The following is a 15,384-nucleotide window of genomic DNA, read 5'->3' on the forward strand; positions in this document are numbered from 1 at the left end:
AATTCAGTACTTTTAGAAGCTGCCGAGCGATTGAAAATAGGTTTGCTTGCAAAAGCTACAAATGGAGAATATCCTGATGCAGACTTTAGAGAAGACTTAAAAGTTTTATCATCCGATAATCGACTCAATATGATGTTACCATCATATATTCGTTTGAGCCGTTCTAGCTCAGATTTTAGAAGAGCTATGCAAGCTAAATTTGAGGGCTATGCAGAACGCAGGAACTTTATTGATCAAGAATTAGAACCGATCTTTCAATATTTAGAAATTAAATCCAGTGACATAGACAAATTTGAATTGAATATTGATGCATATGAATTAGGCGAACAGCTTGGTAATGGAGGATTCGGAGTAGTATATAAATACCATCACAAATTGTTGGGCATCGATTTTGCAATCAAAATTTTTGAGCCTGTATTTGTTTCTAACGATGAAAATATAGAAGGAGAAAAACGGTTTTTTAGAGAAGCAAAGATGTTGTTTCAATTAAATAGTGATTATATTGTCCGAGTATATGATATAGGCCGCATAGATGGAAAACCATTTATTCGAATGGAACTTGTGGAAGGTTATACATTACAAGATTTCATATCACAAAATGGTACAGTTTCTTTTACACGATCTATAAAACCTATTACTGCATTACTAAACGGCTTAAATTATGCTCACAAAATGGGTGTTATCCATCGGGATTTAAAGCCTAGTAATGTTATGGTCACAAAGGATGGAAAGTTTAAAATTATAGATTTTGGTATCAGTGCCTTCCTAGAAAATGAAAATCATACAAAACTAACAAAAACAGGAGAAAATGTAGCCGGTGGGCAGTATACCGACCCTGTACTTATGATCAATCCTAAATTACGTGATATGCGAAGCGATCTGTATTCTGTCGGTGCAATTTGGTATTATCTCTTGATGGGACGATCTCCTGCAGGGGGCGATGCTCGAAGGATTTTATTAACATCTGGAAATGCCACAGAACTTCAAAGTGAAATAATCTTTAAGTGTTTGACTAGTGATCCTAGTGATCGTTATCAATCTTGTGAGGAGATATTAGCCATTCTGCATCCACCAGAAAGGATAAACAATTCACAAATTACTGTTATGACGCCTAACAGAATTACCGAAATAACAAGAGAAGCAATTTTTGATTACTTATCAGAACGTTATTATGATGAATGTAATGCATATATTTTTTCACAGTCAGGTGGATTTAAAGAACCTGAACGTGTTTTTTATTATTATGGTAGAAGAAATTGTGTTACATTTCTCAATCGATTGTATGACTTAAAGAGTATGCCAACTGGAGATTCTCGTTTAAAAACATTTGAAGAAGAAATTTTACGTCATACTGTGGTAAATGAGGACTATGAGTATAATTGGGTTTTTCACGATGAAAGATTCGGATTAGAAGCCGGTAACGATGAGGTGTTGCTTAAGTTTCTATGTGAAATGTTTCATCCATTAGTGCGCTCAGAGAAAAGTGATTGGCAAAGTGTTAAAGAGAGCGTCAATGAGCTATTAAAAATGGATGGATACGAGATATATGAAATCGAAAAAATATCTGGTCGTTCTGTTTATTCTTATCGATATTGCGTTTAAAGAGGTATCTACGAAAATCATTTAAATCAAGCTTTATGAGCCTGTAGTGTAGAAATTCACTATAGGCTTTGTTTTGCCTTTTACAATGAAGTTAAATAGCAAAATAGTTACTATATTAAGCGGAAGAAATGGTGTATGAGAGTCAAGCATGTTGATAAAATCGACTCAAGAAAAATACCAGTTTGTAGGAGTTAACGCGACGGTAAATAAGAATAGGATTTCAGTTAGAAATAGCCGTGGAAGCAATCAGTTAGACAGGAAGGTAAACGAACAATGCTAGAACAGCATAAAAGTGAAAATGAGCAGACAAGTATTGGGCATCAGCCTGAAGAGCTTAAAGTTCATGAAGCTGTATGACCGGATTATCCATGTTGATCCAAACATTTTGCGGGAGATTGAAATGCATGGCAGTCGGTAATGATACACAATCATTATTGATGTCAAAGAGCAGGAGTTGAAGAGGCAGAAACGGCATTGGATGAGCTGCATGAATCTTATGAAGAGGACATGATAACGGAACAAGTGTTATTAGAGCGAAAGCTGTTCGGTCAAGGCAGATTCAGAAGCTGGAGGAAGAGTTGAAGAATTTTCGGAAGGTTGTAGTAGATGAAAGGTATTATCCTAGTGTGGAGCAGATATATGATCGAATAAGTGAGTTTAGGGAGTTGTGGAATGAAGCAGTGACTTGTTAGGAAAAGAATAGTGCATTGAAGAAGCTAGTGGAGGGGATTGTTTATATGGGAAAGGAAATTGGGTGGAGTTGATGATTTGCTATCGATAATCTTCAAAATAAGGGCCATTAGTATAATAATAATTAGAGAAAAGTCAAATTGAATATACAGTTTCTAATAGGAGGTTAATTCCTCTTTTTGTCGAATGTAGTCTTTAGTCCTAAAACTATTGATTTAGTATTCGACATATAAAATAAGCCTAAGTAATATTTATAGTTTGTCTATACTGATTGATAATTACAATTACTCAATTACAGATTGTTCTTAATTGCATATACACTACTATATAAATAGGAGGAAAAAATCAAATATGATAGGAAATTATAAAAAATCTTTGATCGAGCCTCTGATAGGAGAGGAACTCCATATTTTCCATTCGAATGAAGATATAGACCAATTGTCTAAGAATATCGTTAAAATTATTCAAGATAAGTTACACGGTTGTTATTTGCTAGGTGGCTTTAGAGGAACGGGTAAAACCTCCTTTCTAAACTTGTGTTGTGCCAAATTCAATGAGAAGGATATTATAAAAATAAAGCTAGATTGTAACAAGCTTATTGAGATTGGTAATTTTCTGTTCTTTTTCATTAAAGAACTTGTAAAGATCGTTGATTCAATCTCAATACCTGAGCAATTGAAAGTGGAAATTTTAAAATTACAAGAACAAATATCTTATAAAAATATTGATAGAAAAAGTCAAATTAGTATCAATAAAATATTACACAACAATCTATCCGAGAAATCTCAAAATGACAAGGCTACAGTTAGCTTCACTTTATTAGACAAATTATTTAACTTATCAACTGGGCTAGAATCATTATATAAAAATAAAGAAGAGGAAAATGCTTCTATTGAAAATTCGCAATTAGTTGAGTTGGAGGTAAGAAATGACGAGTTTATCTTGGTTGATAAACTGTCTGATTTGTTACGGCGGTTAGCAGTTGAAAATTATCAACTGATTCTTGTAATTGATGAGATTGATAAACAAGGGGATATTTTTCTTCAAGAATTATTTTCAAAGTATAAAAATCTATTTATAAATTCTCATTTGATTAGTTTTTTTGTTGTGGACCAAAACCAATATCAAAATATTGTATTTAGCAGCGATTTGGATGATGGTTTGAAGACTTATTTTACTAGGCTATTTTACTTACCAACTTTTAGTTTAGAAGATATACAAAATTACTTATACCGTGAATTTCAAGTCAAGAACATGTCTGAGTGCTACAAGGCTGCTTATTTAACTAATGGAGTAATTAGAAAAATTAACACATTTAATTATCTTGAGGACGACTATAATAACTACACTATGCATAAGGCTGATTTATACTTCAAACTACTTAAAATTCCAGAATTTAGCAGATACAAATCAATTTACATTACTGATAAGTGTAAATTCATAGTTAAGGATTTTATTGAATTACTTTTTTACCGTAAAAAATTATATATGCAACAAGTTGTTGAAGTTTTTCGTGAAAAGTTCAACAATCATAATATTCCTATTTCTCCAGAGATTTTATCATTATCGTTCTTAGATATAATCAAAAATAATGATAATTTTAAAGTAGAAGATAGCTCAACTATAGAAGAAAGCACTATTGAGCTAAAGACTAAATTACACAATCCACATTTTATTGAGTGTAATGAGAAAATAAATCCTGGTAAGGAACTGATAGATTACCATAGAATCAATACTAGCATATTAAAAATCAAATCGAATCCGATCAAAATAGTAGAGCGAGATTATCAGGGATTTGAACATTTTATTAGAATGATCGAAACAAATTATAGAAGTGTCGAAAATATTATTTTGGTAAAGAAAATTTCAGATTTCAATGGTATCGAAGTGGAAAATTACTCGGCTATATTAATTTTGGAAAAACCCATCGGTCATATAATTTATTTTGTTGAAGAATGTAGCTTTTCATATGAAGGTCCCCCTGCTGAAGCAGAATTATTAAATTTCATGAAGGAAAATAATATTAAGGTTATTTTAATTGAAACAGATGATGAACCGATTAACAAGAATTTGCAATTCATACTTGAACAAGCTGATAAAAAAATATATGGGGAGTTTTAATGAAAACAATATTGTTGATTTTATATGTAATAATCTGTTATGTAATTATGAAATTATTATTTTTCTTTTTATTAAAAATAGCATTATTCTTCTTGTGGAGACTAACTTCCATCATCGAAGAAATAATCATCCTACCTTTGCAAGGAAAGCCAAAAAGAAGATCTCAGAGAACAAAACGTGAGATAATACGTGTACCTAAATTAAATACATATCTTAGTTACAATTTATTCAAGCATTATGTTAAAACAAGTGTGCGTCAAATATTTAGAGTGAAGGTAATTGATATATTCTTTATTTTGGTTGCTTTTCATTTTTGTAATGAATTAATCCTGTTAAATGCTGTTAATATGACAATATCAGATATTATTTCTTTTTCAAAAACTACTTTTGATTATTACAATCATTCGGATGAAAAATTCCAAAAATTGGTTGTCTATATCGTGTTCGCTCCTGCAATTTATGTTACTTATCTTTATCTCACATTTAGAGTATTTAGAATGGAGCGTTATTTAGTTCCTTACTTATCTCTTTTTGAAGAAATTCAAAAAAAGATTGTTAATAACATTAATATTATTCAAAGAGATAAACAGGGAGTGGTTGAACATCGAATTAAAGAAATAGCGGGAGGATTTTCCTATCGTTTTGCTGGAGGAACTCCCCAAATCTGTCAAGATAATTATTTTGGTGGTTTTAGCGAGGAAAGGGACGTATCAGTAGTTTGTCTGGAGAAATTTAAAGAAGAAGATCTGAAATTTGCTGAATTAAAGGCAGAATATAAAAAGGGTATAATTAAACACCCTGTGTTGGAAATGATGATTAGAAAGTCAAATCTAACTGTCTCGAATATACTTTACAGTTATAACCTAGGTATATTGGGTCATGAAAAACGAATTTTTTTAGATGTAAGTTCAAATTACGAATTACAGAAATGTCGTAATTATTTTTTTGATAATCATAATCAAATTTATAAACATAAATTCACGAATGCCAGAGTAATTAGATCAGAAGCATTGAAAGATCTGTCATACTATGAGAATAAATTAGCTCGTACAATAAATATATTTAAAGAAGATTTGGAAGAGTACCTTTATTGCTTAGGTGAAAATAATAGGTACTTGGAATTGAATATGAATAAAGTAGCGCACGTCATAAATATTCAACATTTTGGAAGTCATATAAAAATTCTACTTATGAGCATCATTTTTAGTTATTTCAAAATAATTAGAAAACTGATTGTTTAGGATGCTGTTGAAAATTTTCACTACATTGTTTTGTACAGTAAATTCAAATAAAGCATCTAAATCTTATTAAAAATAAAGGTATCGAATATAAGATTTCTTTTAAAAAGTTATTTTATTGTTTTACTAAATTCAATAATTGTTTTGCCACAATTTCTTTCTAAAACTAAGCATTCTGGTATCTCGCAATTATTGAATTAATCTATAACGACTGTTTAGAAATCGGTTTTCAATATAATTGAAGGGTAAGGTAAAATAATGAAAAACTCCAAAAGTCTTTAGCTAGGTTACCCCATGATAACTCACAAAGACCCAATAGATTTAACCAAGGAAAACGCCGTACTTGCTGCAACATGCACATAACCCAATGAACTGGTTCCCTTGGTCTGACGAGGCTTTTGAAGTCGCCAAGCGCGACAAAAAGCCGTCTTCTTTATCTATGGGGTACAGCAAGTTATTGTCCCATACCTACCTCTCATTGATGGGATGTTCATAAGAATATTTTTTTCAAATCGGAAGAATAGAGGTGAAGTGTTGAATGCTGCAGCAAATATTTGATTACTTTAAGACCCAGCCTGGTTGGTCATTAGTAATAACGGTTGTATTTACTGCTCTAGTATGGTTATACAAAGAATTTAAGGTAATGATGGAAGCTGATCAAAAGAGTAAATTAGTAATACTTCAAAAGAAAATGGATTTATATTCATCTGTAGAAGCGGCAGCAGCTCAAGTAATTAATAGACAAGATGATCCTTTAGCAATTCATCATTTATATACCAGATTAGGTGAATCGGGCGCCTACTTTACTGAAGATATCCGCAAGGTGATTCGGGATTATTATGAACGAGCAGATATTTCGATATTACGAACGTTAATGGCCTTTATTAAGGCTGAAACATCAAAACTTGAAAAAGAACGGAATAAACTACTTGTGACAGAAACATCTTCGGATGTGTTTGATGCAGTTGCTAGGTTGTTTAGACCATTGAAACCGATTCTTGTATTGTTCATGACTATTTTAATTGCCATCGGATTTCTGTTTAACTTCTTTCAAGCAGATAAATATATTGACAGAGTAATCTGGTTAATTGCTTTTATCTCGACATCTTTTAGCCTATGTTTGTTGATGGTAATTATTTCGCTATGGATAGAACAAAGTTTAAGAATTAAAGGAGGATATAGTTGGTTTTTAACTATTGTCATCATTATTTGTCCGGTTTTGAGCATACTAGAAATAAAACTCGCAGTTCTATCTTTAGTCGTACAACTCATCTCTTTCATTCAGTTTATAAAGAATAAGAAGAACGATCTAATAGTGACATAAGCAAGTTAAATTAGTAATTCAATTAAGGTTATTTTATAGCTGCTTGTACATATTTTTTAAGTAATTTACATTAACTAATTAGTTTTGTTTTCACTGAGACTAGGCATGTATTGGATGAAAGGATTTGGTGAGTTAATTGGATACCCTAAAATGTCGAAATATCGCGATAATTCAGTATGTAGCAATCTATGTTTGCTGATATCTTTTGTGTTACGTATATTACATAAGAAATCTATAAATCATGGGTCAAGCCTGCCATTGCCTTATTGAAGGAAAAAGATGTTCTTCAGGGAAGAAATGATAACTAGTTCAATCTGAATGTAGAATAAAAGAAGATAAGAAGCCGTTACGAAATGCGGAAAGCGATTGTCTTGAATAAAATCAGGTAGTTGTTTAAAAGCTAGTGTTGTAGCCTCTTGTGATTGGATTAAATAGAAGGGGGAGTATAAGCTAAGTACGAGCTCTCTCTTTTTTTGCATTGTTGCAAAATTTCCCTTGCGAGAGCGCTATCTTTTGATGGAAGAATAACTATAGACAGTATCTGGTTTCTAAATTGGAGAAGACGAAGGGAATGAGCATTATGAAACATCCTTTTCATCTGAAAGCAGTATGGAATGGTGGACGTAACAGTGAAGGACATATAGATGCAGGCGGATTAAAAACGGTTATATCGATTCCGCGGGAGATGGGCGGTCCGGGAACAGGCACAAACCCTGACGAAATGCTGCTGGGAGCAGCATCGACCTGTTATCTGATCACTCTGGCAGCGATGATGGAGCGTGCGGGTATTACACCCCAGGAACTGACACTAGAGTCTGAGGCGACAGTCGATGTAACGGATAATATTTTTACGTACGAACGGATCATTCATAAACCACGGATCGTACTCAAGGATGAGACAACCGAAGCTGAATTTACAAAAGCAGAGCGGCTCGCACATTTGGCCGAACAGTCCTGCATGATCTCCAGAGCCGTAGCAGGTAATGTATCCATAGAAACACAGCCTAGTATTGTAAAGGCAGGGGCTAACTGAGGATGATGATTGGTGAAGTGGAGAGGTAATTGGAACTATAACTTCAGAACAAGCCGGAGCGTGAATTGGTCATGCGCTCCGGCTTTATTTTGTTGCTCTGGAGGTCTCTCCTGCCGTCTCTACATATTAGTACGCTGCTTCCTTGCGTACTGTAAAATAATTTACGGACGGTAATGAGATTGTTTCGAGTCCCTGATCGTGTTATATGCAGGAGGAGAAAAAATGGAGAATAATTCTTTATTGCGTACGGATAAAGAATTGGCTGAACTATATCAACGACATGTAGATCGTGTATACAGGCTGTGCTATATCTATTTGAAGAATCCTGTTGATGCAGAAGATGCTGTTCAATCTGTATTTCTAAAGCTGATCAAATATCAAAAGATGTTCAATGACCTCGAGCATGAAAAAGCGTGGTTGACGGTAACTGCCAGAAATCACTGTAAAGATGTTCTTAAAAGCTGGTGGAAAACCCGTCGTGTTGGTCTAGACGCTTTACCTGAGGCGTCTTCCTGGAATGGCGATGAGCCGTCAAGAGACGTGCTTGCAAGACTGCTTTCACTCCCTGAAAAATACAAAACCGTTTTATATCTGTACTATTTTGAGGAGTACACCGTAAAAGAGATCTCTGAGATGTTGGGCTACAAAGAAAGTACGATTCAAACACAACTATTCAGAGGTCGTAAGCGCCTCAAAATTGACTTAGGAGGGAATTTCCTTGAGTAGCAGAAATATCAATCGACTTTTCGAAGCCCTTACGCCAAATACCGAAAAAAAAGAAAAAATGCTTCAAAATATTTTAGTGCACAGCAGGGATGGAGTTAAAGGGAAAACAGGACATGCTTTTTCAAAACGTTTAAGACCCGCCTTATTGGTTGCTATCTTGATAGTTTGTTTATCCACAACTGCTCTTGCAGGGGCATATATGGGATTAGATGATGTGTTTATGAGATTTCTTAATCCGGTAAATCAAGAGCAAGCACAATATTTGTCAAATGGCGCTTATGTAGTTGATAAACAGGTGAACAACAAGAATGGGACGCTTCATATTAAACAAGTGCTCGGCGATAGTAATCTGACCTATATCTTAATGGACTTTATTGCACCTGAAGGTACCGTATTAGATGCGGCACGGTACCGATTTTTAAATTACGACATTCCAACAAATCAGGATTATATGGGCGTAGAATTTAAAGTGCTTGACGATGGCGATCACAGTGACAATAGAATTAGCCTGGTTATGAGCATCCTAACGAAAACTTCCATAGCCGGTCAAAACGTGCACTTCCAGCTCAAGGATCTACAAGCGGCAGATCCGTATCCAGGCATTTTTACAACGGTTATACCGGACGCTTGGGAAACAGATTTCAAGCTGGATTTCAAGGAGTACTCTACCCCTTATAACGTCAATAAAAGCCTTGACATGTTTGGTTACGGGGCTGTACTAGAAACGATCTCCATTTCACCGATTTCAATTTCATTAAAGCTAGAGAGCAGTTCAATGGATGATATTTACGAAGCTGCCGGATCCTTAAAGGAAATTGGGGTTAATCAACACTTGGATAACTTTCCGGTCACGATAAAATACCAGGATGGTACGACGGAAACGACAAACCTGTTTAACGGATTGCATTTGATGGAAAATGGCACGCAATTATTTACGGTTAAAACATTTGAAAATGTAATCAATACCAAGGAAATCGTATCAATCGTCTTTTTTGATAAGGAAATACCGATTAATAACTGATGTTCCTGCATTGATCCATTTTATTTTTTTCTGTTTAGTTCATATTCAGTTCATATTGTCGTCATGGAAAGGACATCTTGATTGGCTAGACTTGCATTAGCGGTCTGCTACGCCAGCAAACAGATAACGACAGGAGCGAATGAGTTTGACTAGCGATCCTGCTGTTTATTGCTATCGTGTACGGTCGACAAAATCAGAAGTCATTCAGAACAGAAAAGAATGGAGCAATACGGTCAGCACGTCTCTGTAGACGGGAAACAAATGAATGTTTACATTCACGGTCAAGGAGAAGAAACCGTTGTGATTCTGCCTGGCTTTGGCACAGCGGCGCACGCACTTGACTTTAAGCCACTCATAGAAGAGCTGTCCCCGAATTATAAAGTCGTAGTGATTGAGCCATTTGGTTACGGATTGTGACAACAGCCGCCGTTATGATTCGTTCCTCTATCATTTCAATATGCGTTTTGTAGCCAAAAAATGAGGAATCCACACTTTTGTGACCGACCATTGCATCCTGATCTTCTGATATCCAGAGATTTTCAAGGTCGTTTGTGACCGTTTCTTTGAGCAGGTTGAGAGGTTCTTTTATTTTGGGTAGCGCACAGACTCCACTCTCAGCTTCGATAATCTTGATAAGTTGTTGGCAGTAGGCAACTTCATCCTCCAGCACATCATTCGTATTTTTTGTTGGGGACTTGGCCTTGAGAGATTCATCAACCTTGTATATGGCCTTTCTTAGTTTTCGGGAACGTCCTGCAAGATTTCTCGCGGAGACATCCGATTATAGTGAGCTTTGTATGTGTCGCATCGACGATGGATGGCTTTGCATTGGATGATTCCCTTTTCGATTGCGATTTCTACCGTCTTGTTAACCAACATGTCGAGTAGGTTTCAAGTCTTTTAGTCGAAACTCTCGACGATGTCGGCATCAGACAATTCAAATATGGTTTTTAAGCAACAGGTGCTTGAACATCTGAATCGGGTTGATTGCGTTTCTACCATTATCCAAACAGTAGTTCTGTATTAGCTCTTCATATACAAAGGAAAAATCAACGAGCTCATTGATTATTCGCAACACGTTATCTTTCGGCACAACCAAGTTATATAGTTCGATATATGCACTTAAGACCAGAGTTTGCTGGAACTGTTCCACGTAGGATAATCAGCTCTTTGTGCGAAAAATGGCCGAATATCAGGAATGGCCGTTCAGACATATGCACAAATGTCTGAACGATCAAAAAACAAGGACCACAAGGGAATATTCCTTTGTGGTCCTTGTTTGTACTAAATTATCTACGAGAACATTAGAATCCTTTTCTCTACTTTTCCACTTCATCTTAAATATACAAATTTTCTTATTACAACTCCGTAAGCTCTGCCCAAACAGTAGTACTATACGAATTGCTGTGAAGCTTCCAAGAGAAGTCTGCACCTGCCCAGAACTCCGCATAAGCAAGGAAACCAGGTGTTATCTCATCGAAATTATAAGTTTCTATATAGTTACTATTTGGTGATCTGAAATTCCATTCAGCAACAAAGATATTATCTTTTGCTGTTATTCCATATCCCATAACTCTCAATCTTGGAATAGCTTTATGGTTTGAAATTGTGGTTCCCCCATTATCAGTTATAGCGGCTATAGCAGTAATAAATCCTTTAAATGCGAAACCGCCAAGTCCGCCTGCTCTTTGCGTTGCTGTAAAATCTGCATAAGAGCAAAGTTGTATATCTGTATAATTTAAGTTACAAGTTCCATACCCCTTAAAATGTCCCGAACCCAGAGCAAAGGTTGAAACTTCAGGGGGAGATGAAGGGAGGATATTTCTTCCTTGTTGATGAAGATCATTAATTAGTTGTTCAAGATCATCTTTCGATGCATTTAGTTCTTTGATAGTAACTGTTACTTCATCGCCATTATCTTTTACAACTGCTTCTTCAGTAGTACTAATTACTTCAAAACCATTAATATACTCTTTCGATTCTTGATCTGCTGAAACTGTACCGCCACCAATCAATGTTAGAAATAAGCTTAGTGACAAGAATGAAGTTAAACCTTTACTTAATTTCATCTTTTTCACAACCTTTCCATTATAATGGTATATATACTAGGTACAATTATCCAATAAAATGATATAATTGTAAATATAATATTTCAAATTTTAGGAGGTTAATGGGATGAATACATCTGGAAGTATCATTGGTCTGGGAACAATAACTGTTTTTTTAGTCATTCTTATATTATTTATATTTTTAGTATTATTTATCATTAAACGAATCAAAAAATAGAGACTCGCTGTATTTGAGCACTTTAACAATTATCTAACGGCACAAGTAAGCGAAACGGGAAACGGAGCCGAATAACGACAAAGAAAGAAGACATCCAACCCAATATCTGGGTAAAGATGTCTTCTTTTTGTTGTGCATCTAACCACCATGTGAAGAAGCGCGAGTTCTTCAGTGGACTCGATAATTCCAGGGGCATCTTCTGGATTGCTATCGATTTAATAAACTCCGCTTCAACCATACAGGAAAGCTTCCTCGTGTTACCCTCGAGCCTGACTCATCTCCACACACATCAGCACGAAAGCGCCGACCCCATGCAGATCGTTCTCACTGGTAGGGCGGGCGATATAGTGGGCATAGTCCCCGATGCCGGTGCCGATGCAGATTTGACCGATCACAAGTCCGCCATGCTCATCAAAGGTCAGGGTATCAATCACACCTTGATATCCCTTCCACGCATACTCCAAATAATCCGGGCTAAGGAATCCAAGTCTTACCGCTTTTGCGATAGCTTGAGCAAATAAGGAGGTGCAAGAGTTCTCTAACCAATTGTCAGCGAGATGTCCCTTGTCGACAACCTGATACCAGCGCCCTGTAGCGGTGTCCTGATATTTTACGACGGCTTCAAGCAGACTTTGCAGGATTTGGATCAAGGTAGCACGATCCTTATGCTCCGCCGGGTTATGCTCCAGCATTTCAAGCAAGGCGACAGGAACCCAGCCAATCGAGCGTCCCCAGAACTCCGGGGCCAGACCCGTCTCGGGATCAGCCCATATCGCAGCTTTGGTCTCGTCCCAGCCATGATAGAGCAGGCCGGTAACGGGATCTTTGGTGTGCTTCTCTAACAAAAGCGCTTGTGCGGCGATCATGTCAAAGAATTCGTCTTTGCCGAATGTTTTCGCATACAGTGTTGCAATTGGTCCGCCCATATACAGGCCATCCAGCCACATTTGATTCGGATAGTGATCTTTATGCCAGAACCCGCCTGAAGAATTGGTCTTCCATGACTCAAAGTGCGACACGAGTTCGTCCAGCGCCTTTTTGTATCGGTCATCCCCGGTTTGCTCAAGCAAATTAAAAAGAAGCACCCCAGGCTGTATATCATCCAGCTCCGTAGAATTGTACTTTCTGATGCTGCCGTCCGCCCGAATATTACTGTCGACCCAGCTCTTGATGTAATGGTAATAGGCAGGGTTTTGAGTGATTTCCCAGCACTTCTCCATCCCTGACAGAAATACGCCCTGATGATAATGAAAACGGTCGGGAGGAAGCTCCTCTGGCTTAAACTTGTTCATTAGCGCTTCACATCCCAGCTCCGCCCACTCGATTGGAGAGCGCTGCATCGTATCTGATGGGCTCAAAGACGACGAACGATTTCCGTAATTGTTCATCTGTACCTAACCTCCTTGGAATTGAACCCATCATAGCACAAGAAAATACACATTTTTTGCGATTATCGCCAGAAACCTCTTATATCTTGCGTTAAATTGAGCGGTAAATTATGATGGGGAAAAGGGTTGGAATAGAAGGCAGGCGGGATGATGGAAGAGATCAATTATGTGAATGCACAAACCACCTTCTCGGTCTCTTACCGGAAGGCGAGCAGCCATCATATGAAGATTAATCATTTACACAGCAGCTATGAATTCTTCTACTTAATGTCCGGCCAGCGAAGGTTCTTTATTAAGGACCGGACCATGGTTGTAGATGAAGGGCATATCATCATAATCGGCCCGAATGTGCTGCACCGGACCACGGATGCGAACACATCACAATATGAAAGATTGGTAATCAATATCCACAGTGAGGAGCTGGCTTGGGCGGATCGAATATCCCCGGACTTCATCAATCGACTGCTTGACCATGAGTATCTGATTCTAAAATTCCCTCCGCAAACGGCGATGCTGATCGAGGAGCTGTCACGGAGCATCATCAAGGAAATTCGGGACTGTAACCCTGGATTTGAGCTGTATACTCAAACCCTTGTATTCCAGATGCTCATCCTTTGCAGCAGACATCTATTGAACAGCAGCGCAGATTCCACGGAAGTCCAAAACCCGGCGGCATATGAGCGAATATTTGAAGTAGTCAGGTATATGAACAGTCACTACATGCAGGACATGTCACTCCCCTTGGTGGCGGAGAAATTTTATATCAGTCCCTATTATTTGAGCCGATTCTTTAAAGAAGCGACAGGCTTTACTTTTATAGAATATTTGAACCATGTGCGCGTGAAGGAAGCGAAGCAACTGCTAGAGAACTCCTCCATGAAAGTAAATCTGATCGCGAGAAAAGTTGGCTTTGGCAGTATCACTCACTTTGGGCGGGTATTCAAGCAGGTGACAGGACAGGCGCCGCTGTATTATCGGAAGAAGGGATGATGGGACTCCCGATAAGCCCTGGGTGTCAGTCCGGTCAGCCTTTTAAACATTTTCCCGAAGTGGGAAAAGTTATCGAAGCCGGCGAGCTCAGACACATGGGTAATGCTGTGATCAGTCTCACGAAGCAATCGCTCCGCTTCCTTTACGCGGGTGAGATTCACGTACTCGGCGAAGCCAAAACCAGTGACCTGCTTGAACATTCTGCTCAGATAACTTTTACTAATGAAAAAATGACGAGATAGCTCATCCAGCTCAAGCGGCTCCCCAAAGTGAAGATTGATATAACGAACAACGTCTGAAATTTTGCGTTGAACCGAGGAGGATTCCTGCTTCGGCAGCGACTCGAGCTTAAGGAAGCTACGTGCCGTATATAGCAATAATTCACTTGCTATATGAGAGATGCGTAAGCGATATCCGGGCTGTTGCTCATTCAATTCTGTGAGCAGGGTATGAAACAGGGCTTCGAGCTGCAACTGCTCCTGAAGGTTAAGTCTCAGCAGCGGAAATTCCTGGAGAAAAGGAGATAAGAGCAAGTCCCTTTCTTCTGCAGGCAAATCATCGAAATAGGACGGTGCGAAGTAGAGTACGATTCGTTCATGGTTTGGCGCATCCGAGTCGGACGTCTTATGAACGGCATTCGACTCGATGAATACAAGATCGCCTGACTGTACCTGGTAGACATCATCTTTGATAAAATAGTTGCGCTGTCCGCTGAATAAATAATAGAGCTCATACTCCCGGTGGTAATGATCTGTCGCCATGGAATAATGGCCCCTTCTGCGATCGAATTCCAGATAGAAGGGGTCATTTTTATGTCCAAATCGAAGGATGTCAGGAAAATGGGAAAGCTTCATGAGAACACTCCTTAACGAAATACTTACTTCCTTTATCATATGACAAAAAAAGCGGGTTATCAAAGAAAATCAGCTTTAAAAGCGGAGAAAACAATTCTTTATTGTGTTAAG

At 37.4% G+C, this 15,384-nt stretch carries 12 protein-coding genes and 3 pseudogenes; 10 read left to right on the forward strand and 5 right to left on the reverse strand.

Features of this window, described 5'->3' with window-relative positions; genetic code table 11:
- The 9 genes and pseudogenes from TX85_RS05065 to TX85_RS27290 form a co-directional block, all read left to right on the forward strand.
- A partial coding sequence (locus TX85_RS05065; RefSeq protein WP_044479815.1) for a protein kinase domain-containing protein occupies positions 1–1,602 on the forward strand: 1,602 nt, incomplete at its 5' end.
- Between the two features lie 1,041 nt (positions 1,603–2,643).
- Positions 2,644–4,413 (forward strand): P-loop NTPase fold protein, encoded by a 1,770-nt coding sequence (locus TX85_RS05070; RefSeq protein WP_044478020.1) that lies wholly within the window; start codon positions 2,644–2,646, stop codon positions 4,411–4,413.
- On the forward strand, positions 4,413–5,654 hold the full coding sequence (locus TX85_RS05075; protein ID WP_044478021.1) for a hypothetical protein: 1,242 nt from the start codon (positions 4,413–4,415) through the stop codon (positions 5,652–5,654). The genes TX85_RS05070 and TX85_RS05075 overlap by 1 nt, the downstream gene beginning before the upstream one ends.
- 296 nt (positions 5,655–5,950) lie before the next feature.
- Positions 5,951–6,102 (forward strand): annotated as a pseudogene (locus tag TX85_RS28050) (DUF255 domain-containing protein); the annotation flags it as partial.
- Positions 6,103–6,189: 87 nt separating this feature from the next.
- Positions 6,190–6,975 carry a hypothetical protein gene (locus TX85_RS05080; RefSeq protein WP_044478022.1) on the forward strand — a complete coding sequence of 262 codons (786 nt, stop codon included), beginning with the start codon at positions 6,190–6,192 and terminating at the stop codon, positions 6,973–6,975.
- Positions 6,976–7,555: 580 nt separating this feature from the next.
- The gene (locus TX85_RS05090; RefSeq protein ID WP_044479816.1) at positions 7,556–8,008 is read left to right on the forward strand and encodes an OsmC family protein; all 453 of its coding nucleotides are present in this window, start codon (positions 7,556–7,558) and stop codon (positions 8,006–8,008) included.
- A 222-nt stretch (positions 8,009–8,230) separates the two neighbouring features.
- Positions 8,231–8,734, forward strand: coding sequence for an RNA polymerase sigma factor (locus tag TX85_RS05095; RefSeq protein ID WP_044478025.1), 504 nt, complete (start codon positions 8,231–8,233; stop codon positions 8,732–8,734).
- On the forward strand, positions 8,727–9,755 hold the full coding sequence (locus TX85_RS05100; protein WP_044478026.1) for a hypothetical protein: 1,029 nt from the start codon (positions 8,727–8,729) through the stop codon (positions 9,753–9,755). Before TX85_RS05095 ends, TX85_RS05100 begins: the two co-directional genes overlap by 8 nt.
- A 149-nt stretch (positions 9,756–9,904) precedes the next feature.
- Positions 9,905–10,169, forward strand: a pseudogene (locus tag TX85_RS27290) (alpha/beta fold hydrolase); the annotation flags it as partial.
- On the opposite strand, the pseudogene TX85_RS28145 reads toward TX85_RS27290, so the two are convergent.
- From TX85_RS28145 to TX85_RS05125, 4 genes and pseudogenes are all read right to left on the reverse strand, one after another.
- Positions 10,168–10,908 (reverse strand): annotated as a pseudogene (locus TX85_RS28145) (IS5/IS1182 family transposase); the annotation flags it as partial. The pseudogenes TX85_RS27290 and TX85_RS28145 overlap by 2 nt on opposite strands.
- A gap of 205 nt (positions 10,909–11,113) precedes the next feature.
- Positions 11,114–11,824 (reverse strand): hypothetical protein, encoded by a 711-nt coding sequence (locus tag TX85_RS05115; RefSeq protein ID WP_044478029.1) that lies wholly within the window; start codon positions 11,822–11,824, stop codon positions 11,114–11,116.
- Positions 11,825–12,063: 239 nt separating this feature from the next.
- Positions 12,064–12,279, reverse strand: coding sequence for a hypothetical protein (locus TX85_RS05120; protein ID WP_044478030.1), 216 nt, complete (start codon positions 12,277–12,279; stop codon positions 12,064–12,066).
- A gap of 19 nt (positions 12,280–12,298) precedes the next feature.
- Positions 12,299–13,429, reverse strand: a complete 1,131-nt coding sequence (locus TX85_RS05125; protein ID WP_081671643.1) for a glycoside hydrolase family 88/105 protein — start codon at positions 13,427–13,429, stop codon at positions 12,299–12,301.
- A gap of 147 nt (positions 13,430–13,576) precedes the next feature.
- Between TX85_RS05125 and TX85_RS05130 the strand changes: the two genes are divergently transcribed.
- Positions 13,577–14,419: an AraC family transcriptional regulator gene (locus TX85_RS05130; protein WP_316244871.1), complete on the forward strand. Its 843-nt coding sequence runs from the start codon at positions 13,577–13,579 to the stop codon at positions 14,417–14,419.
- On the opposite strand, the gene TX85_RS05135 is transcribed toward TX85_RS05130, so the two are convergent.
- Positions 14,401–15,273 (reverse strand): AraC family transcriptional regulator, encoded by an 873-nt coding sequence (locus TX85_RS05135; RefSeq protein WP_044478031.1) that lies wholly within the window; start codon positions 15,271–15,273, stop codon positions 14,401–14,403. The genes TX85_RS05130 and TX85_RS05135 overlap by 19 nt on opposite strands.
- Positions 15,274–15,384 lie beyond the last annotated feature (111 nt).

Origin of the sequence: Paenibacillus antibioticophila (assembly GCF_000455265.1) — a bacterium.
Lineage (GTDB): Bacteria > Bacillota > Bacilli > Paenibacillales > Paenibacillaceae > Fontibacillus > Fontibacillus antibioticophila.